At 69.4% G+C, this 19,286-nt stretch carries 15 protein-coding genes; 6 read left to right on the top strand and 9 right to left on the bottom strand.

The annotated features are described in order from the left end of the window. Positions 1-69: 69 nt before the first annotated feature. Positions 70-1,749, bottom strand: a complete 1,680-nt coding sequence (locus tag EDD31_RS07350; RefSeq protein WP_281270430.1) for a ribonuclease J — start codon at positions 1,747-1,749, stop codon at positions 70-72. Between the two features lie 226 nt (positions 1,750-1,975). Here EDD31_RS07350 and uxaC point away from each other — a divergent pair, with 226 nt between their 5' ends. After that, positions 1,976-3,406, top strand: coding sequence for a glucuronate isomerase (uxaC, locus tag EDD31_RS07345; protein ID WP_123303575.1), 1,431 nt, complete (start codon positions 1,976-1,978; stop codon positions 3,404-3,406). A 51-nt stretch (positions 3,407-3,457) separates the two neighbouring features. On the opposite strand, the gene EDD31_RS07340 is transcribed toward uxaC, so the two are convergent. Beyond that, positions 3,458-3,919: a PPOX class F420-dependent oxidoreductase gene (locus EDD31_RS07340; RefSeq protein WP_123303574.1), complete on the bottom strand. Its 462-nt coding sequence runs from the start codon at positions 3,917-3,919 to the stop codon at positions 3,458-3,460. A gap of 225 nt (positions 3,920-4,144) precedes the next feature. On the opposite strand from EDD31_RS07340, the gene EDD31_RS07335 reads away from it, so the two are divergent. After that, on the top strand, positions 4,145-5,140 hold the full coding sequence (locus EDD31_RS07335; protein ID WP_123303573.1) for a hypothetical protein: 996 nt from the start codon (positions 4,145-4,147) through the stop codon (positions 5,138-5,140). 60 nt (positions 5,141-5,200) lie between these two features. On the opposite strand, the gene pgm is transcribed toward EDD31_RS07335, so the two are convergent. Beyond that, complete coding sequence (gene pgm / locus EDD31_RS07330; RefSeq protein ID WP_123303572.1) at positions 5,201-6,880, bottom strand: phosphoglucomutase (alpha-D-glucose-1,6-bisphosphate-dependent); 1,680 nt, start codon at positions 6,878-6,880, stop codon at positions 5,201-5,203. Positions 6,881-7,014: 134 nt separating this feature from the next. Here pgm and EDD31_RS07325 point away from each other — a divergent pair, with 134 nt between their 5' ends. Further along, complete coding sequence (locus EDD31_RS07325; protein WP_123303571.1) at positions 7,015-7,368, top strand: rhodanese-like domain-containing protein; 354 nt, start codon at positions 7,015-7,017, stop codon at positions 7,366-7,368. 99 nt (positions 7,369-7,467) lie between these two features. On the opposite strand, the gene EDD31_RS07320 is transcribed toward EDD31_RS07325, so the two are convergent. The 3 genes from EDD31_RS07320 to EDD31_RS07310 all read right to left on the bottom strand — a co-directional run bounded on the left by EDD31_RS07320 (position 7,468) and on the right by EDD31_RS07310 (position 11,790). Continuing rightward, entirely contained in the window at positions 7,468-8,538 is a 1,071-nt protein-coding gene (locus EDD31_RS07320) for a Fic family protein (protein WP_123303570.1), read from the bottom strand. 127 nt (positions 8,539-8,665) lie between these two features. Beyond that, positions 8,666-9,934 carry an anhydro-N-acetylmuramic acid kinase gene (locus EDD31_RS07315; RefSeq protein WP_123303569.1) on the bottom strand — a complete coding sequence of 423 codons (1,269 nt, stop codon included), beginning with the start codon at positions 9,932-9,934 and terminating at the stop codon, positions 8,666-8,668. Beyond that, complete coding sequence (locus EDD31_RS07310) at positions 9,931-11,790, bottom strand: gamma-glutamyltransferase family protein (RefSeq protein WP_245991015.1); 1,860 nt, start codon at positions 11,788-11,790, stop codon at positions 9,931-9,933. Before EDD31_RS07310 ends, EDD31_RS07315 begins: the two co-directional genes overlap by 4 nt. Before the next feature lie 357 nt (positions 11,791-12,147). Here EDD31_RS07310 and EDD31_RS07305 point away from each other — a divergent pair, with 357 nt between their 5' ends. Next, positions 12,148-12,384 (top strand): DUF6458 family protein, encoded by a 237-nt coding sequence (locus tag EDD31_RS07305; RefSeq protein ID WP_123303568.1) that lies wholly within the window; start codon positions 12,148-12,150, stop codon positions 12,382-12,384. Positions 12,385-12,536: 152 nt separating this feature from the next. Beyond that, on the top strand, positions 12,537-13,778 hold the full coding sequence (locus EDD31_RS07300) for an alpha-hydroxy acid oxidase (protein ID WP_123303567.1): 1,242 nt from the start codon (positions 12,537-12,539) through the stop codon (positions 13,776-13,778). Between the two features lie 59 nt (positions 13,779-13,837). On the opposite strand, the gene EDD31_RS07295 is transcribed toward EDD31_RS07300, so the two are convergent. The 3 genes from EDD31_RS07295 to EDD31_RS07285 are packed head-to-tail and all read right to left on the bottom strand — an operon-like array spanning position 13,838 to position 15,983. Further along, positions 13,838-14,683, bottom strand: a complete 846-nt coding sequence (locus tag EDD31_RS07295) for a fumarylacetoacetate hydrolase family protein (protein ID WP_123303566.1) — start codon at positions 14,681-14,683, stop codon at positions 13,838-13,840. Between the two features lie 53 nt (positions 14,684-14,736). Next, the gene (locus EDD31_RS07290) at positions 14,737-15,660 is read right to left on the bottom strand and encodes an aldo/keto reductase (protein WP_123303565.1); all 924 of its coding nucleotides are present in this window, start codon (positions 15,658-15,660) and stop codon (positions 14,737-14,739) included. Next, positions 15,657-15,983, bottom strand: a complete 327-nt coding sequence (locus tag EDD31_RS07285) for an L-rhamnose mutarotase (RefSeq protein ID WP_123303564.1) — start codon at positions 15,981-15,983, stop codon at positions 15,657-15,659. Before EDD31_RS07285 ends, EDD31_RS07290 begins: the two co-directional genes overlap by 4 nt. Before the next feature lie 162 nt (positions 15,984-16,145). Between EDD31_RS07285 and EDD31_RS07280 the strand changes: the two genes are divergently transcribed. Next, positions 16,146-19,280 (top strand): glycoside hydrolase family 2 TIM barrel-domain containing protein, encoded by a 3,135-nt coding sequence (locus EDD31_RS07280; protein WP_123303563.1) that lies wholly within the window; start codon positions 16,146-16,148, stop codon positions 19,278-19,280. Positions 19,281-19,286: the final 6 nt, after the last annotated feature.

Raw genomic sequence — 19,286 nt, 5'->3', positions numbered from 1 at the left:
TGCGGAAACGCTTACATCCTAGGTGTCACACCTGAATGATGTGGCAGTTTCCGTGTGTTTCCGGAGCGCTCAGTCGTCGACGACGACGGCCATGACCGCCGGCGGGCGGCGGTAGCTGCGCTGGAGGTGACGGGAGACGGCGTCGACGATCACGGACTCGAGCTTGCTCAGATCATCGATCTTCTTGGTCTGCGGGCGCGCCAGGGCTTTCTCCACCGCTGCGACCACGCCCTCGAAGGCCTTCTTGTCCCGCACGAAACCGCGGGTGAGGATCTCCAGCGGCTCCGTGAGGCTGTTGTTCTCGTCCACGACGGCCAGCACCGTGAGGACTCCGCCCTCCCGCAGCACCCGGCGCTCCTCGAGGATGCGCTCGGTCGCCTTGCCCACGGCCTGACCCTCGACATAGACCAGGTCTGCCGGGACCTGCCCGGCAATGGTGACCTGACGGTCAGCCAGGTCGACGGCAACCCCGTCACGTACGACGACGACGTTCTGCTCCGGGACCCCGGTGCGGCGGGCAAGCTCTGCATTGGCCTGCAGGTGCTTGGACTCCCCATGCACAGGCATGACGTTGCGGGGGCGGATCAGGTTGTAGCAGTAGACGAGCTCACCGGCGCTGGCATGGCCGGAGACGTGCACCTTGGCGTTGCCCTTGTGCACCACAGTGGCGCCCAGGTCGATGAGCTTGTTGATGATGCTGTAGATCGCGTTCTCGTTGCCCGGGATGAGCGAGCTGGCGAGCAGCACGGTGTCACCCTCGGCAAGCTTGATCTCGTGGCCGTTGTTCGCCATCCGGGCCAGCGCGGCCATCGGCTCACCCTGTGAGCCGGTACAGACCAGCGTGACCTTGTGATCCGGCAGATCACCCAGCTTCTTGAAGTCCACCAGCAACCCTCGCTTGATGGTGAGGTAGCCGAGATCGCGCGCGATCTTCATGTTGCGCACCATCGACCGGCCCACGAAGGCCACCTTGCGCCCACTGGCCTCGGCCGCGTCGAGCACCTGCTGAATGCGGTGCACATGGCTGGCAAAGCTCGAGACGATGACGCGGCGCGGAGCATTCGCGAAGACCCCCTCGATCGCGGGCGTGAGGTCACGCTCGGACATCATGAAGCCAGGAACCTCGGCGTTCGTGGAGTCCACGAGGAACAGGTCGACGCCCTCCTCACCCAGCCGGGCGAAGTGACGCAGATCAGTGATCCGGTCATCGAGAGGGAACTGGTCCATCTTGAAGTCACCGGTGTGCAGGACCAGCCCGGCCTTGGTGCGGATCGCGACCGCCAGCCCATCCGGGATGGAGTGGTTCACCGCAACGAACTCCAGGCCGAAAGGGCCGCTCCGGTGCTGCTCGCCGGCCTTGACCTGAACCGTGCGCGGCTTGATCCGGTGCTCCTTGAGCTTGGCGGTGAGGAAGGCCAGGGTGAGCTCGGAGCCGATCACCGGGATGTCCGGCCGTTCCTTGAGCAAGTAGGGCACACCGCCGATGTGGTCCTCGTGCCCGTGCGTGAGCACCACCGCCACGACGTCGTCGAGCCGGTCACGGATGGCGGTGAAGTCGGGCAGGATGACATCGACACCCGGCTGGGTTTCCTCGGGGAACAGCACGCCGCAGTCGACGATGAGCAGTTTGCCGTCGTACTCGAAGACGGTCATGTTCCGCCCGACTTCACCGAGCCCTCCGAGTGGAGTCACCCGCAGGGCACCACGTGCCAAGGGGGCAGGAGCAGAGAGGTCATTCGGCAACAGCACGCAGTCGTCCTTTTGTTGATTCAGTGGGGAGAGGTCGCTCAGGGGCGATGATCCTGGGGTGGTATTGCGCCCCGCAACGAGTAAGACACTACTGCCACGTCACAGTTGATCACCGATCCGAGCGGAGAACCGATCACCACGTGCTGGACGCCGGCGACTGGTAGGTTCGGGTGGAAACGCTTCCATCTCGGGACGTCCCGCCGTCCGGATCGCAATGAGGAGAGCCATGAGCTGGAGCCTGCACCCTGAGCGCGCACTGCCGTCCGGCGAGTTACGGCCGATTTCACGCGAGATCTACCACGCGATCGCCGACCTCCCCCTGGTCTCCATGCATGGTCACGTGGATGTGCGCGCCTTCGCCGAGGACGCGGCCTTCCCGGATCCGGCCCAGCTCCTGGTGGTCCCGGACCACTACCTGGTGCGCATGCTCGTCTCGCAGGGCGTGCCGCTCCCCGCGCTGGGCATCCCCCCGATGGACGGCGCGGGCCCGGCAGGCGCACCGCTGGAGACCGACCCGCGGGCGATCTGGCGGCGCTTCTGCAGCCACTGGGCGCTCTTCCGCGGAACACCTACGCGGTATTGGCTGGAACACGAGCTCATCGAGATCTTCGGCGTGACCGAGGAGCCGTCGGCGGAGAGCGCAGACCGCATCTTCGACGAGATCGCGGCAGCACTGGAGCGCCCGGACTTCCGGCCACGGGCGCTCTTCCAGCGCTTCAACCTCGAGATCCTCGCGACCACCGACGGCGCCACCGACGATCTCGCGGCCCACCGCTCCCTGGCCAGACAGGGATGGGGAGAGCGGATCGTGCCCACCTTCCGGCCGGACCCGCTCCTTCACGTCAACCGGCCGGATTGGGCAGGCCAGCTCGCCGCGCTCTCGCAGATCACCGGCGTGGACGCGCATTCCTACGAGGGCTACCTCTCCGCCCTGCGCCAGCGACGCCGGGACTTCCGCGACGCCGGGGCTCGCGCCACCGATCACGGGCACCTGCTGGCCGACACCACGGAGCTGAGCGCGGAGGAGGCCACCCGCATCTTTGCGGCCGCGCTCAGTGGCAAGGTCACGGCACAGGAGGCGCAGGCTTTCAGCGGGCACATGCTCTTCGAGATGGCGCGGATGTCCTGCGAGGACGGATTGGTCATGCAACTGCATCCGGGCTCCCTGCGCGACCACGACCGCGCCGTGGCGCGCCGCTACGGGCACGACAAGGGCTTCGACATTCCCATCCACACCGAATACACCCGGGCCTTGCGTCCCGTGCTGGAGGCCTTCGGCCACCATCGCGGCTTCCGGTTCATCGTGTTCACGCTGGACGAGACTGCCTACTCACGTGAGCTCGCCCCCCTCGCCGGGGCCTACCCGGCCATGCGCCTGGGAGCACCCTGGTGGTTCCTCGACTCGCCGGAGGGCATGCGGCGCTTCCGCGAATCCGCCACCGAGACCGCCGGCTTCTACAACACCACAGGCTTCGTCGATGACACCCGGGCCTATGCCTCGATCCCCGCGCGGCATGATCTCGCGCGACGCATCGACGCCGGGTTCCTGGCCCGGCTCGTGGCCGAGCACCGGATGGGGCTGGACGAGGCCATCGAGACCGCCATCGATCTGAGCTACCACCTGCCGAAGGCGGCCTACCCGGCGCTCCCGCACTAGCCGGGCGCGGCGGGTCGTTGGCTGAGGCACCGCCGGGTCATACGACCAGGTTCAGGCGAGCCTCGCGGGGAAACCTCCGGTGGCGACTGGCCCCCAACGCTCGATGCTCACCCGGATCAGCGATTTGCCCTGCGTCACCATGGCCTCGCGGTATTCGTCCCAATCGGGGTGCTCACCGGAGATCGAGCGGAAGTAGTCAACCAGCGGCTCGATGGATTCAGGGATATCCAGCACTTCGGCAGTGCCGTCCACCTGCACCCATGCGCCACCGAAGTCATCGGAGAGCACACAGAGGGAGGCGCGCGGATCACGCCGGAGATTCTTGATCTTCGCGCGCTCGGGGTACGTGGAGATCACCACCCGTCCTTCGGCATCGAGGCCGCAGGCCACCGGGCTCATCTGAGGGCCACCACTGGCCCGGTGGGTGAGCAGGATGGCGTGGTGGCGCTCGCGGAGAAAACTCTCGAGCTCTTCGCGGGAGGCCTGGGTGTTGGTTGCTATGGAGCGCGCCATGTTTCTCAGCCTACGATGCCCACTGCAGGTACGCGATGGTGCGAGCCAGCACCTGCGGTCGGCGAAGGCCGCAGTTCCAGCACTCATCCTGAGGGGGATCGCATGACTCGCGCACTGCGCTCGGACCAAGCCCGCCGCGGCTGGATCACTACGGCTGCATCTTTTCTGTCCGCGAGCGCCCTGGTGGCCTGCACGTCGGCTGGGGGGAGCAGCACAGGCGAGGGCTTGGCAACGGACCTCGCCTACCTGCCCGTTCCTGCTGAGGGCGACGCCGTCACCATCCAGGCCACCGATCTGGACCACGTCGCAGAGGTGACCGGGCATCCCAAGCCCGATCCGGAGGACGGTGCCGACGCCTTCCTCGACTGGGCCGTGGCGGTCGGGCCGAGCCAGGGGGGCCCGGTGACCACCGCACTGGGGCCGGACTCCCTGGGGTGGTCAGCCAATGCGGCATTCGCCGATGAGGTGCACGAAGCGCTGGGGGTATCTCTGCTCTCCGTCGACCGCTTCACGGAGGTCCTCAGCCCGCCGAACAGCGCCGCGGTGCTGCACGGGCCATACGACACCGAGCTGATCGACTCGGCGCTCGGTGGGCGCACCGAGGATGTCTGGCAGCTCGGAGATCCCGACGGAGGCCTCGACCCCGAAGCCGCCCGGCTCATTGCTCCCTCGGGCAGTGGGACCCTGATGGAGGTGGACGACCGCCTGCTGATCGCTCCTCGGCCGGAGCCGGTCACCAGCCTGCGCGACAACCAGGCGACCACCTTCGACGAGGATGCGCCGGCGGTCGCGACCGCCGAGGCTCTCGATGCCGAGCCCTGGTACAGCGCCACGTTGATCCCCGACCCGTACGGCCCGCCGGATCCCGCCATGTTGCTCGAGATGGACATCGAGGAGTTCGAGGCCGCGCTGGGCTACGAAGGGCTCCTTCCTTTTGCCTGGCTCGGGGTCGGCCTGGACCTCGACGGCGAGGCGCATCTCGTCCGGGCCGTCTACACCCACCTCGACGAGGACTCCGCCCACGCCAACGCCGAGCTTCTCGAAGCGATCGTGACCGGGGGCCGCACCCTGCAGGGGCAGCCCTACAGTGACCACTTCGAGCTACGCACCCTCGAGGTGGAGGGTGAGCAGGTGCTCATGACCCTCGAGCAGCTCGACGGCGCCCCGGGCGTGGCCCGGAGCATGCTGCAGCAGCGAGAGGGCCTGTTCTTCTACCGCTGAGGGAATCCTCTCCTGCGGAGCAGCTGGCGCGGCCGGGCGAGCCTCAGCCCTGCAGTGGCTTCAACCCTGCAACGCGGTGTCCACCACCTGCTTCGCCTCGGCCTGCACCCGGGCGAGGTGTTCGTCACCGCGGAAGGACTCGGCGTAGATCTTGTAGACGTCCTCGGTGCCCGAGGGGCGGGCAGCGAACCAGGCGTGATCGGTGGTGACCTTCAGCCCGCCGATGGCTTCGCCGTTGCCCGGCGCCTGGACCAGCTTCGCGGTGATCCCATCGCCGGCCAGCTCGGTGGCCTCGACGTCCTCCGGGCTGAGCTTGGCGAGCTTGGCCTTCTGGGCCCGGTCAGCGGGGGCATCCACGCGTGCATACGCGCTCGCACCGTGCTGCTCGACGAGTGCGCCGTGCAGCTGCGAGGGCGTGCGGCCAGTGACCGCGATGATCTCCGCCGCCAGCAGGGCCAGCAGGATGCCGTCCTTGTCCGTAGTCCACACCGTGCCGTCGGTGCGCAGGAAGGAGGCGCCCGCAGACTCCTCACCGCCGAAGACCACCGAACCATCGAGCAGGCCGGGCACGAAGTGCTTGAAGCCCACCGGCACCTCCAGGAGCGTGCGACCCTGAGCCGCGACCACCTTGTCGATCAGGCCGGAAGACACCAGGGTCTTGCCCACGGCGGCACCCGCCGGCCAGGAGCTGCGGTGGCCGAGCAGGTAGTCGATAGCCACAGCCAAGTAGTGGTTCGGGTTCATCAACCCGCCGTCCGGGGTGACGATGCCGTGGCGGTCGGCGTCGGCGTCGTTGCCGGTGGCGACGTCGAAGGGAGCGGCAGTACCGTCGCTGCCGGCCATGACCGTCCGCAGGGAGGCCATGGCGTGCGGGGAGGAGCAGTCCATACGGATCTTGCCGTCGCCGTCGAGAGTCATGAAGGACCAGCGCGGGTCGACCTGATCGTTGACCACCGTGAGGTCCAGGCTGTAGCGCTCGGCGATGGCGCCCCAGTACTCCACGGCTGCGCCGCCGAGCGGGTCGGCGCCGATGCGGACCCCGGCACCACGGATGGCCTCAAGGTCAAGCACCGAGACCAGGTCATCAATGTAGGCGGTGAGGAAGTCGTTCTTGCGCACGTGCTCCGCGGCCACCGCCTGCTCGAAGGACAGGCGATCGACGCTCTCGCCGGTCCGCAGGATCTCGTTCGCCCGGGCCGCGATCAGCGAGGTCGCCTCGGAACCGGCCGGGCCGCCGTGGGGCGGGTTGTACTTGAAGCCGCCGTCGCGCGGCGGGTTGTGCGAGGGCGTGACCACGATGCCGTCCGCGCGGCCCGGGCCCTCGATGCGCACTCCCCCGGTGGTTCCGGCGCCGTTGTCCCGCAGGATCGAATGCGAAATGGCCGGTGTGGGGGTGTAGGAGTCGCGCGCATCGATGCGAGTCTCCACGCCGGCCGCGGCGAGGACCTCGATGGCCGTGCGCCAGGCGGGCTCGGAGAGGGCGTGGGTGTCCCGGCCGAGGTAGAGCGGGCCATCGATACCCTCTGAACGGCGGTACTCCACGATGGCCGCCGTGGTGGCCACGATGTGCGCCTCGTTGAACGCGCCGTCCAGGCTCGAGCCGCGGTGCCCGGAGGTACCGAAGACGACCTGCTGGGCCGGATCGTCCAGATCGGGCGTGCGGTCGTAGTAGGCAGAGACCACCTGGTCGACGTCGATGAGGTCCTCGGGACGGGCCACCTGGCCTGCGCGCTCGTGCATGCTCTGATCCTGCCAGTCCCTTCCGCCGCGCGCAGGCCAATCCGCCCGATCCTGACGGGCAAGCTCTGGCGGCAGGAGAGCGGACCGCGGCGGCGGGTCGCGCACCGACGGATCACGCGCAATAGGCTGGGGTCATGGCCTTCTCTGCGACTCCCGGATCCGACCTTCCCGTCACTGACCTCGATACCGCGCAGCCCGTTCCTAACGGGTACGCACTCCTGGACGTGCGCGAGCAGGACGAGTGGGATGCCGGGCACGCCCCCGGCGCCATCCACATCCCCATGGGCGAGCTGCCCACGCGGATAGAGGAGCTACCCGAGCAGGACCTCCTGGTGGTCTGCCGCGCCGGCGGGCGCTCGGCGCGCTCGGTGCAGTGGCTGACCGCGAACGGCTACGACGCCTACAACATCGACGGCGGCATGAAGGGCTGGGCGCAGGCAGGCCTCCCGCTTGAGCGCGAGGACGGCGAGGAGCCCGAGATCATCTGAGCTCCTGGCGTTCGAGCGCACACGCCCCGTCGAGCTCGCACGACGTGGAAAGAACGGCCCTGGTTCTTTGCACGTTCAGGGTCCATGACAAGCGATTTATCAGGTCCGCAGGGTCTCCATCAAAGCCACGTTGATATACAGCACCTCTCGTCCGACAGGGACCGTCTCAAGCGCTCCAGCCCGCACAAGAGCTCTGAGCCACTTGGTCGCCGTGGGGCGAGACACGCCACACCGTTCCATCACGTCGCGCGTCCTGGCGTAGGGCTGTTCCATGACCACTGCCAGGAGGTCAGCGTTGACGGACCCCAAAGCCTCACGCATGACCCCGCCGATTCCGACCTGAACCTCACCTATGCGCTCGACGAGCCGACCGGTGCGAATCGATGTCTGCCGGACTCCCTCAAGCATGTAGAGGATCCAGTCCTCCCACGCAGCGGACGCAGTGACGTCGAGCAGGCGCCGGTAGTAGGCGTCCTTGGTCTCGATGATGTACCGAGAGAGGTAGAGCAGCGGCAACTGGAGGAGTCCAGCTGCACAGAGCATGAGGACATTCAGGATGCGCCCGGTACGGCCATTACCATCGGTGAAGGGATGGATGGCCTCGAACTGGTAATGGGCAACAGCCATGCGCACCAGGGGGTCGAGGGATGACTCCCCGTTGATGAATCTGGTCCAGTTCCGCAACAGGTCGTCGATCACGGTCGGGGAGGCGGGCGGGGTGTAGACACGTCGTCGTGACGAAGGATCACCGATGATCACCTCACGATCGCGAATCGGCGTCTCATGACCCCTGATGATCGAGCAGAGCCGGACTGCCGATTGCGCCGTGAGAGGACGTTGCCCAAGCTCACCGAAGCCAGCACGGAGAGCCGACCGGTACCGCAAGGCTTCTCTGGTGGCCGCTGACGCGTGAACGTCGGAGAGCGCAGCCGAGAAGAGCTCATCCGTCGTCGTCACGATGTTCTCGATCTCTGAACTGGCTTGCGCCTCCAAGAGCGGGATCGCGTTGATGAGAATAGTCGGATTGGGCAGCGCGCTCGCTCTAGCGTCGAACCGTGCCAGCGCGTCGCGGGCATCGATGGCGGCCTTCAAGACAGCGCGGGTCTCCAACTCGGCTGCCGGTGGCAGGGGAGGCAGGGCCTCGTAAGGCGCGTCAGGCGTCCAAGACATTGGCCCACCCTACAGGACGTGAAAAGAAACTGAGAAAAACTTGCCACGTCTTCGCGACATGACAAGACGATTGCCACGACTATTGCCACGACTGGTGGCGGGGTGCCGACGGGCGGCGCCCGGAAGGTCACCCCACGCGCAGCCACGCGGGCGGCTGCTCGCGGGGTTCGGGCAGCCGTAAGGGTCCGGCGCCCGGCGTGAGCGAGCCCAGGAGGCGCGGGCCGCGCGCGCCCGAGGCCGGCATGCTCGCGGGAAGGCCGTGCCAGGCGTACCAGCCGAGCAACGCCATGAGCAGCGCTTCCTTCTCCTGCTCCCCGACGCCGAGGTCCGCACTGCTCCGGACCTGCACGCTGGGTAGCGCGCGGCGCAGGCCGCTCATCAGCACGGGGTTCCTGGCGCCGCCGCCGGAGGCGTAGAGCTCACTGACCCCGGCGTCATGCAGGGCGCGGGCGACCGTGTGCACCGTGAGTTCCGCGAGGGTTGCCAGAAGGTCCTCGATAGGCAGCGCTTCGGTGTCGGTGCGCGCCAGGACCGCGCGCAGGTAGTCCAGGTGGAAGAGTTCTTTTCCGGTGCTCTTCGGCGGAGCCTGCCGGTAGTAAGGATCAGCCAGCAGCGACTCAAGTAACGGCGCGTGCACCGAGCCGGCTGCCGCCAGCGCGCCATCGGCGTCGTAGCCCTGAGGGTGGGCACCACGATCGCGCACCACGGCGTCCATCAGGGCATTGGCGGGGCCGGTGTCCCAGGCACGCACTCCCGCGTCCTCCACCACGGAGACGTTGGCGATTCCGCCGAGGTTCAGGGCGGCCGGCCGGGCGCCGGCCCGCACCCGGTCGGCGAGCAGCAGTTCGTCCAGCAACCCCACCAGGGGCGCGCCGTGCCCACCGGCGGCGATGTCCCGAGCGCGCACGTCGGCGAGGACCGGGGCGCCGGTGGCTTCAGCGATCCACGCCGGCTGGCCGAGCTGCAGGGTGCCGCGCGCCGCCGGGGTGCTCGGGGTTCCGGTGCTGCTTTCGGAGGCCGGTTCCACCCAGTGGAAGACGGTCTGGCCGTGGGAGGCCACCAGGTCCATGGGGCCGGCGCCTTCCACGGCGCGCGCAGCGAGCTCAGCGAAGGCCTGGCCGATCTGCGTGTCGAGCCGGGTGACCTCGGCCAGGGTGGTGGGGGCCGGCGGCAGGGCGGTGACGAGGCGATCCCGGAGCCCGGGTTCGTAGGCGGCTGACACATGAGTCACCACGCGTGCGATCAGGCCCTCGCCCTGCGGCGTGAACTCCACGACCGCGCCGTCGATGCCGTCATGGGAGGTGCCCGACATGAGGCCGAGGATCCGGACCGCCCCCTCAGGCTGATCTGCGGTGCTGCGCTGGTGGAGGTGTGCCGTAGGCCGCCCGGGACTCATCGCCCCGCCGCGTAGCCCTGGGCGCCGCGCGGATTGGCCGCCGCCTGCAGCAGACCGGTGGCGGGGTCACGCGTGACGGCGGAGAGCCGTCCCAGGGACCACTCGCCCGCACGGACCACCTGGTGCCCGCGTGCCTCGAGTTCAGCGATGACCTCACCGCCGAGTCGGTCTTCGACGACCGCGCCCGCCGGGGTCCACTGCCGCGGCCAGAAGGAGTTGACCAGGGAGGTGGTGTGCAGCGCGGGGGCGTCGATGGCCTCCTGAGGGCTGTACCCGCCGACGATGGTGCGCAGCAGGTAGAGCAGTTGCCACTGGTCCTGCTGGTCCCCGCCGGGCGAACCCAGAGCAGTCACCGCCTGGTCGTCCCGCAGCACCAGGGTGGGCGTCAGGGTGGTGCGCGGCCGGCGGCCCGGGGTGAGCGTGGACGCCGCGCCTTCCTCGAGCCAGGTCATCTGCAGGCGGGTGCCCAGGCAGAAACCGAGCTCGGGGATCGTCGGGTTCGACTGCAACCAGCCGCCGGACGGCGTCGCCGAGATCATGTTGCCCCAGCGGTCGACGATGTCGAGGTGGCAGGTGTCGCCGCGGCGTGCCCCGGTCGCCGGGTCGGTGACCGGGTCGCTCGGGTCCGTCTGGCTCGCCCCCGGCACGGTGGGCTCCCCGGTGCCGGCGGCACCTCCGGCGTGGTCAGAACGCAGGGGCGGGGCGAAAGCAGGAATGCCGTCGATGGCGCCGGGGCGCAGGACCGAGGACGCGTCGTCACCGATCAGGGTGCGGCGCTCGGCTGCGTACTCCTCGGAGAGCAGGGTGCGCAGGGCCGCTGCGGCGCGCTCGTCGTCGCCGTAGTAGGCGTCCCGGTCGGCCATGGCCAGCTTCTCTACCTCGAGGATGGTGTGGGCGCCCAGGGCCGTCGAGGGGTCCAGGCGGGCGTTGTCCAGGCCGTCGAGCATGGTCAGCATCTGCAGCAGTACCGGGCCCTGCCCCCAGGCGCCGGTCTTGGCGATGGTGTGACCGCGGAAGGTCGCGGTGGTGGCGGGTTCGTAGTCCGCCTCGAAGGCGGCCAGATCGGCCGCGGTGATGACGCCGGTATGGTCTTTGCCGTCGGAGTGGCGGTGCGGTTCGCGCGCTGCCCGCTCGATGGCCTCGGCGACGAATCCTTCCCGCCACGCGTTCCGGGCGGCCTCAATACGCGCCGTGCGGCCGGCGTCCTGACCGGAGACGTCACCGGCCTCGACCAGGCGCTCCAGGGTGCGGGCATAGGCCTCGTTGCGGATCAGCTCCCCCGGCTGAGGCGCGCGACCGCCGGGCATCCACAGCTCCCCGGACGTCGTCCAGTGCTCGGTGAAGAGCTCCCGCAGGCTCTCGATCTGAGCGCAGACGCGCTCGAGCACGGGGTGGCCGTCACGGGCGTAACCGATGGCCGGCTCGAGGACGTCGGCCAGCTCCCAAGTACCGTGATCGCGCAGCAACACCAGCCAGGCGTCGACGGCACCCGGCACGGCGGCGGCGAGCGCACCAGAACCGGGCACGAGGTCCAGGCCTTCGGAACGATAGTGCTCGATGGTGGCGCCGGCCGGTGCCGGCCCCTGACCGACCAGCACCGTGGGCTCGCCGGGCTGCTCCGCAGTGACGAAGACGCCGGTCATGTCACCGCCAGGGCCATTAAGGTGCGGTTCGACCACGTGCAGCACGAAGGCCGCGGCAGCTGCGGCGTCGAAGGCATTGCCTCCGCGCTCGAGGACGGACTGCGCCGTGCCGGTGGCCAGCCAGTGGGTCGTGGCCGACATCCCGAAGGTGCCGTGCAGCGTGGGCCGGGTGGTGAACGGTGCGGGCGGGGTGAATGCGGAAGAACCGGTCATGTTCCGACCCTATCCCCGGCCAACCCTGACCGATCCCGCGGCCCATCCCCGGCGATCCCGCGGCCCATCCCGCGGCCCATCCCCGGCGATCCCGCGGCCCATCCCCGGCGATCCCGCGGCCCATCTCCGGCGATTGTGGTCAGTATGTGTCGCTTCAGAAGCGATCTGCGGCCTCCATTCCGACGCGAAGTCACCACAAACGCCGGAGGGGTGAAGACGCCAAACGCGGGAGGGGTGAGGACGCCGGGTCGTCCGATGATGCCGCGCTGCCAAGATGCGCTGGCCCGGCATTCCCCCGAGACTGGCGGCTACTTGAGTCGTGCGACGGAAGCGTTGCACCTGAAAGGAGTGTGCGACATGGGTATTGGCATCGGCATCTTCCTCATCGCGCTGGGCGCGATCCTGACCTTCGCGGTCTCCGACCCCATTCAGGGTGTGGACGTCACGATGATCGGCTACATCTGCATGGGTGTGGGTGCGCTCGCCCTGGTGATCGCGCTGATCATCAATGCACAGCGCTCCAATACTTCACACACCCAGCGCGTGGAGCGCACCCCGGCCGACCCCCGCAACGACCCGCCCCCGGCGGCCTGAGCGAGAAGCCCGTCCGGCTCGGCACGGACGGGCGCATGACCGGTCCGTAGACAGAATCCTGCTGCTCCTTCGCGCCGCGTAAGGTCTTGCCGAGGACCAGGTGTCGGCCGGCCCACGACGCCGGCCCGCCACCACGAGCGCGAAGGAGCAGCATGGTCGAGCGGCAGGTACCCCGGCCCACCGAGGTCTTTGAGCTCTTGAAGCTCAAGAGGCCCGATCTCAACGCCCGGCGCCGCCGGCTCTCGGCTGCGCTCACGATCGCCGACCTGCGCGCCATCGCCAAGCGACGGACCCCCGCGGCGGCCTTCGACTACACCGACGGCGCAGCGGAGAGCGAGCTGTCGCTCAGCCGCGCCCGCCAGGCCTTCGAGGATGTCGAGTTCCATCCCGACGTGCTCCGGCCAGCCGAGGACGTGGACACCGGCGTCCACGTACTCGGGGGCCACAGCGCCCTTCCTTTCGGCATCGCGCCCACCGGATTCACCCGGCTCATGCAGACCGAAGGGGAGACCGCCGGAGCCGGGGCCGCCGCGGCTGCCGGCATCCCCTTCACTCTCTCCACCCTGGGTACCACCTCGATCGAGGCAGTCAAGGCGGCGAACCCCGCGGGGCGGAACTGGTTCCAGCTCTACGTCATGCGCGATCGCGAGATCTCCTACGAGCTCACCCGCCGGGCAGCGGCCGCCGGCTTCGACACGCTCTTCTTCACCGTCGACACCCCGGTGGCCGGAGCCAGGCTGCGCGACAAGCGCAACGGCTTCTCCATCCCGCCACAGATCTCGTTGAAGACCATCGCGAACGCGATACCGCGCCCGTGGTGGTGGGTGGACTTTCTGACCACTCCGAAGCTGGAGTTCGCGTCCCTGACCACCACCGGCGGCACCGTGGGAGAGCTGCTCGACGCCGCGATGGACCCCACGATCAGCTACGCGGATCTGGAGGTCATCCGCAAGATCTGGCCCGGGAAGATCGTGGTCAAGGGGGTGCAGAATCTGCCCGATGCCGTGCGCCTGGTGGAGGCCGGCGTGGACGGCATCCTGCTCTCCAACCACGGTGGCCGCCAGCTCGATCGCGCCCCGGTGCCCTTCCATCTGCTGCCCGCCGTGGCGCGGGAGGTGGGCCAGGACGCCGCTGTCATGGTCGACACCGGCATCATGAACGGCGCCGACATCGTGGCCTCGGTGGCCCTAGGCGCCGACTTCACCCTGGTGGGCCGGGCCTACCTTTATGGCTTGATGGCCGGCGGGCGCGCCGGCGTGGACCGCGCCATCGCCATCCTGCGCGAAGAGATCGAGCGCACCATGAAGCTCCTGGGAGTCTCTTCCCTGGAGGAACTCGAGCCCCGCCACGTCACGCAACTGACCCGCTTGGTGCCGGTGCCGCAGCCAAGCTGAGGCTCCCTGCCGCACGCTGGGGCGCAGGCTCGGCGCCTCGCGCCCCAGCGGTCAGGACCTCACGCCTGGGCGAAGACCTGGCGCTGACGACCCAGCCCCTCGATCTCCACCTCGACGACGTCGCCGGCCTTGAGGTAGGGGAACCGGCCGGACAGGGCCACGCCCTCCGGCGTGCCGGTCAGGATCACATCGCCGGGCTCCAGCACCAGGTACTGGCTCAGGTGGTGCACGATCACCTCGACCGAGAAGATCAGGTCGGCGGTGGTGGAGTCCTGGCGGATCTCGCCGTTGACCCAGCTGCGCAGCCGCAGGTTGTTGCCGTCCACCTCATCGGCGGGCACCAGCCATGGCCCCAGTGGCGAGAAGCCGGGGGCGCACTTGCCCTTCGACCACTGTCCACCGGAGACCTCGAGCTGGAACTCCCGCTCGGAGAGGTCGTTGGCGCAGACGAATCCGGCGATGTGCTCGCGCGCCTCCTCCAGCGAGGAGAGGTAGGAGGCGCGGCGGCCGATGACCACGCCGAGCTCGACCTCCCAGTCGGTCTTGGTCGAACCACGGGGGATGAACGCCTCGTCATAGGGGCCGGCCACCGTGTTCGCCGTCTTGAGGAAGACCACCGGCTGTTCCGGGGGCGCCGCGCCCGATTCGGCGGCGTGGGCGGCGTAGTTCATCCCGATGCAGATCACCGCAGAGGGCCGGACCACCGGAGAACCGATGCGCTCACCCTCGATCGAGGCGGGCGGCAGCTCACCGGCTGCCAGCGCCTGGCGCACCCGGCCGATGCCGTCAGCCGCCAGGAAGGCGCCATCGAGGTCAGCGGTCAGATCGCCGAGTTCGTAGACAGTGCCGGCCTCCTCGACCACCGGGCGCTCGCTCCCGGGCTCGCCGATTCTCAGGAAATGCATGGACGTCCTCCTTGGATCGTCAGGGGTGTGATCAGTTCTCGGAGCGCCACGGCTCAGGGCAGCCGGCCCTGGTCGGGCACCAACTCGTCGAGCTCGGCCCACAACTCGGCCGGCACCTCGGCAGCGAGCTGAGCCACGGTGTCGCGGATGCTGTCCACCCGGCCGGCACCGGTCACCACCTCGGTGACCGCAGAATGACGGCTCGGGAACTGCAAGGCTGCAGCCCGGAGGCTCACACCGTGGCGCTCGCACGCGGCGGCCATACGCTGGGCGGCCTCGACGATCCACTCCGGCGCCGGCGCATAGTTGAAGGGCGCCCCGGGCTGGGGGTCCACGAGCAGACCGGAGTTGAGCACGCCGGCCGCCAGCACATCGACGCCGTGCTCGGCACAGGCGGCCAGGAGGCCGGCCTCCGCCCGGCGATCCAGCAGCGAGTATCGCCCGGCGATGAGCACGGTGTCCGCGCCCGCCTCCCGCACGAAACGTTCGGCCACATCGGCGTAGTTGGTGCCCACGCCCCAGCCGCTGAGGAGCCCTTCGTCCCGCAGGGCGGTCAGGGCCGGCCCGGCCTCGCCCAGGGCCTGGGGCATGTGGTCCTCCGGGTCATGGACGAGCAGCACGTCCACCCGGTCGAGGCCGAGGCGTTCCAGCGACTCGTCCAGGGAGCGGCGCACCCCGGCAGCGGAGTAGTCCAAGCGGCGGGACCGCCGGGGGGCACCGAAGAAGCCCGCGGCGCCGTCCTTGGCGGCGGGATCGTCATAGAGCAGCCGGCCCACCTTGGTGGAGAGGGTGAACTCCTCCCGCGCCTTGGTGCGCAGGAAGGCGCCGAGGTACTCCTCGGACTGCCCCGCGCCGTAGTGCGGCGCCGTGTCGAAGCTGCGGACTCCGAGCTCCCAGGCGGTGTGCAGCGCAGCGTGCGCCTCCTCCTCGGTGATGGGGCGGTAGAGCCCGCCCATGCTGGCGCAGCCGAGGATCATGACGCCCCTCCGGGCAGCGTCCAGACCACCGGCAAGGACGCACCGGCACCATCGTCGGAGTAGTCGTGCACGACCTCGAGCATCTCGCCCATGCGCGCCTGCCAGGCGACATTGACCGGCAAGTGCTCCAGCTCGCTGAGCAGGGTGGCGTAGTCCGCGCAATCGATCATGTGGAAGAGGTCCTGTCCGCTGCGCCAGATGGTCCACTCCCTCACCCCGGCACCGCGGATGGCCTGCATGAGTTCCTCGGGCACCTCCCGGTGTGCAGCCTCGTACTCCTCTTCCCGCCCCGCCTGGATCCGGGTGTGTAACGCCACGCGCATCGCGCTCCTCCTTCGGGTACTGCCCCGTTGTTCTTGCCAGTATTGGCTTCTGCCGAACATACTCTCAGAAAGATCGGAGGTTTAGCGGCGCATCTCGCCGCTCGACACCGCAGCTCCAGGCCATGCGGCGACAACCGGTGCCTCTTCCGGCACAGACCTCCGATGTTCCAGTCCTGCGACCCACCCACCGACCAAGGACGGCCCGTGCGTACACCCGCATACTTGACCGATCACTCCCCCGGCTACGGCGCCCTGCCGCCGCGCGCCCGGCTCGACTCCAACGCCCCCGAGCTGGACCTCACGGGCACCTGGGACTTCCGCCTGCACCAGGTGGCCGAGCCCGGCATGGCACCGTGGGAGGACGACGACGCCGCCCCCTGGGACTCTCTGGAGCTGCCCTGCCACTGGGTGCTGGCCGGCGACGGCGCCTACGGCCGGCCCGCCTACACCAACGTGGTCTACCCCTTCCCGGTGGAGCCGCCCTTCGTGCCGGACGCCAACCCCACCGGCGATCATCGCCGTACCTTCACCCTCCCCGACGCCTGGCAGAGCGCGGAACGCCTGCTCCTGCGCTTCGACGGCGTCGAATCGGCGTACCGGGTCTGGCTCAACGGCACGGAGATCGGCGTCGGCAAGGGGTCGCGCCTGGTGCACGAGTTCGACGTCACCGACGCCGTGGCGCCCGGCGAGAACGTGCTGGCCGTCCGGGTGCACCAGTGGTCCGATGCCACCTACCTCGAGGATCAGGACCAATGGTGGCTGCCCGGGATCTTCCGCGACATCACCCTGCTGGCCCGACCGGCCGCGGGAATCCATGACCTCTGGCTGCGCGCCGGCTACGACCACGTCACCGGGCGCGGCAGCCTCGTCGCCGAGGTGGACGCCGCGGCGGCGGCCTTCCCGCTCCGCCTGCGCATTCCCGAGCTCGGCGTCGACGTCACCTGGGCAAGCTCCGAGGAGATCGCCCCGCTGACGTTCCCCGCAGTGGAGCCCTGGACGGCCGAGACCCCGCGCCGATACGGCGTCGAGCTGCACAGCCAGGGCGAGCAGGTCCGCGTACACACCGGATTCCGGACCGTGAGCATCGAGGGCGACCAGTTCCTCGTCAACGGGCGCAAGGTCATGTTCCGCGGGGTGAACCGCCACGAGATCGAGGCCAGTCGCGGCCGGGTCTTCGACCGGGCGCACGCCCGCGAGGATCTCCTGGAGATGAAGCGGCACAACGTCAACGCGATCCGCACCTCGCACTATCCTCCCCACCCCGGCGTGCTCGACCTGGCCGACGAGCTCGGCTTCTGGGTGATCGACGAGTGCGACCTGGAGACCCACGGCTTCTACCTCGAGGGCTGGGAACACACCCCGCCGAACGCGCCCGCGGACGATCCGCGCTGGCGCGAAGCCCACCTGGACCGCATCACCCGCACGGTGGAACGCGACAAGAACCACCCCTGCGTCGTCATCTGGTCCCTCGGCAACGAGACAGGCACGGGTCAGAACATGGCCGCCATGGCCCACTGGGTGCACAGCCGCGACCCCGAGCGCCCGGTGCACTACGAGGGCGACTACTGGGGCGAGTACACCGACATCTACTCCCGGATGTACACGCAGGTCACCGAGCTGAAGGCCATCGGCGGCGACACCGGCGACATCGCCTACGTCAGCCCTGGCGCTGCGGACCGGCTCCGCGCGAAGCCCTTCCTGCTGTGCGAATACATCCACGCCATGGGCAACGGCCCCGGTGGGATCGCCGATTACGACGCGGTCCTGCGCGCCTACCCGCGACTGCACGGCGGCTTCGTGTGGGAGTGGCGCGACCACGGCCTGCTGACCACCACCGAGGACGGCACGTCCTTCTACGGCTACGGCGGTGACTTCGGTGAGGAACTGCACGACGGCAACTTCGTCACCGACGGCCTCCTGCTCTCGGACGGCACGCCATCACCGGGCCTGAAGGAGTTCGCCGCCGTCGTGGCACCCGTGGTGGCCGTGCTGCACGGAGAGGGCGAGGACACCGTGGTCACGGTGACGAACGACCGGCACACCGCGGACACCTCGGACCTGCAGGTGCGCTGGATCGTTCTCGCCGACGGCGAAGAGCACGCCAGTGGGCTGGTCGACCTCGCCGCAGTACCGGCCGGGGAGCGCGCCAAGGTGGCTCTGCCCGAGGAACTGCGCGCCGCGCTCAGGTCCGCCGGGGAGACGCTGGGCGTGGGTACTGAGGAGATCTGGCTGACCCTGCAGGTCGAGCAGGCCGGGCCGACCGAATGGGCACCGGCCGGGCACGTGATCTCCGCGCGCCAGCGCGACCTGAGCGACTCGGCGCTGACCGGCCGCAGCGCTCGTGTTCCGGCGGCCGCGGCTCTGCCCCGGACGGGTCGCGCCGAGCCGGTGATCGAGGAGCAGGAGATCGTGCTGGGCCCGGGACGCTTCGATGCCCGGACCGGTGCCCTGAACTCCCTGGGCGGGGTGCGCGTCAGCGGCCCCGCACCGGAGCTGTGGCGCGCCCCCACCGACAACGACCGTGGTGGCGAATCGGCCGAGTACGAGGACGTGCCGGTGGGGCAGGAATCCCGCGCGCGCGGGGAGTCGGTGGCCGAGCGCTGGGAGCGCCAGGGGCTGAACCGCTTGCACCACCGGGTGCTCGGCGTGCGTGCTGAGGCCGACCGTCTCGTGGTGCGCTGGCGGAGCGCTGCCGCGGCGTCCACTCTGGCCATCGAAACCGTCTTCACCTACCTCGTCACTGGGCAGGGCGAGCTGGGGCTGCACGTGTCCATCAGTGCCGACGGCCGCTGGCCGGGGACCTGGCCCCGGGTGGGCGTACGCCTGACCCTGCCGGCCGAGTTAAGCGAGGCGACCTGGCACGGCACCGGCCCCGAGGAGTCCTACCCGGACACCGACACCGCCGCACTGGTGGGCCGGTACCGGCGGGCCATCGACGAGCTCGGCGTGGAGTATGCCAAGCCGCAGGAAACGGGTCACCGTCCAGAGCTGCGCGAGCTCGAACTCGCCGGCGGAGGCACCACGGTGGGGGTGCGCAGCTTCGCGGGCGGCCTGGGAGCGGCCGGCAGCGCCGTGCACGTGGGACGCCCGGGCTTCACGGTCAGCCGCCACACCGCCCAGGAGCTCACCGCGGCCACGCATCCGCACACGCTGCCGCCCTCGAGCGGAGTGCACCTGTACCTGGATGCGGCGCAGTACGGGATCGGCACGGGTTCCTGCGGGCCAGGCGTCCTGCCGAGCCACCAGCTGGTGCCGGGGAGCTACGCCTTCGCCGTCGCGCTCCGAGCGCAGGGCTGACCGCTC

The sequence above is a fragment of the Bogoriella caseilytica genome (assembly GCF_003752405.1).
Classification (GTDB): Bacteria; Actinomycetota; Actinomycetes; order Actinomycetales; family Actinomycetaceae; genus Allobogoriella; species Allobogoriella caseilytica.
This window is presented reverse-complemented; position numbering and strand designations above follow the sequence as displayed.

Bases quoted from the DNA above. Each gene is read 5' to 3' on its own strand.
- EDD31_RS07305 (WP_123303568.1), top strand. From the start codon at position 12,148: ATGGGTATTGGCATCGGCATCTTCCTCATCGCGCTGGGCGCGATCCTG.
- EDD31_RS07320 (WP_123303570.1), bottom strand. From the start codon at position 8,538: ATGTCTTGGACGCCTGACGCGCCTTACGAGGCCCTGCCTCCCCTGCCA.
- EDD31_RS07325 (WP_123303571.1), top strand. From the start codon at position 7,015: ATGGCCTTCTCTGCGACTCCCGGATCCGACCTTCCCGTCACTGACCTC.
- EDD31_RS07310 (WP_245991015.1), bottom strand. From the start codon at position 11,790: ATGACCGGTTCTTCCGCATTCACCCCGCCCGCACCGTTCACCACCCGG.
- EDD31_RS07280 (WP_123303563.1), top strand. From the start codon at position 16,146: ATGTTCCAGTCCTGCGACCCACCCACCGACCAAGGACGGCCCGTGCGT.
- EDD31_RS07285 (WP_123303564.1), bottom strand. From the start codon at position 15,983: ATGCGCGTGGCGTTACACACCCGGATCCAGGCGGGGCGGGAAGAGGAG.
- pgm (WP_123303572.1), bottom strand. From the start codon at position 6,880: ATGCACGAGCGCGCAGGCCAGGTGGCCCGTCCCGAGGACCTCATCGAC.
- EDD31_RS07340 (WP_123303574.1), bottom strand. From the start codon at position 3,919: ATGGCGCGCTCCATAGCAACCAACACCCAGGCCTCCCGCGAAGAGCTC.
- EDD31_RS07290 (WP_123303565.1), bottom strand. From the start codon at position 15,660: ATGATCCTCGGCTGCGCCAGCATGGGCGGGCTCTACCGCCCCATCACC.
- EDD31_RS07300 (WP_123303567.1), top strand. From the start codon at position 12,537: ATGGTCGAGCGGCAGGTACCCCGGCCCACCGAGGTCTTTGAGCTCTTG.
- uxaC (WP_123303575.1), top strand. From the start codon at position 1,976: ATGAGCTGGAGCCTGCACCCTGAGCGCGCACTGCCGTCCGGCGAGTTA.
- EDD31_RS07315 (WP_123303569.1), bottom strand. From the start codon at position 9,934: ATGAGTCCCGGGCGGCCTACGGCACACCTCCACCAGCGCAGCACCGCA.
- EDD31_RS07295 (WP_123303566.1), bottom strand. From the start codon at position 14,683: ATGCATTTCCTGAGAATCGGCGAGCCCGGGAGCGAGCGCCCGGTGGTC.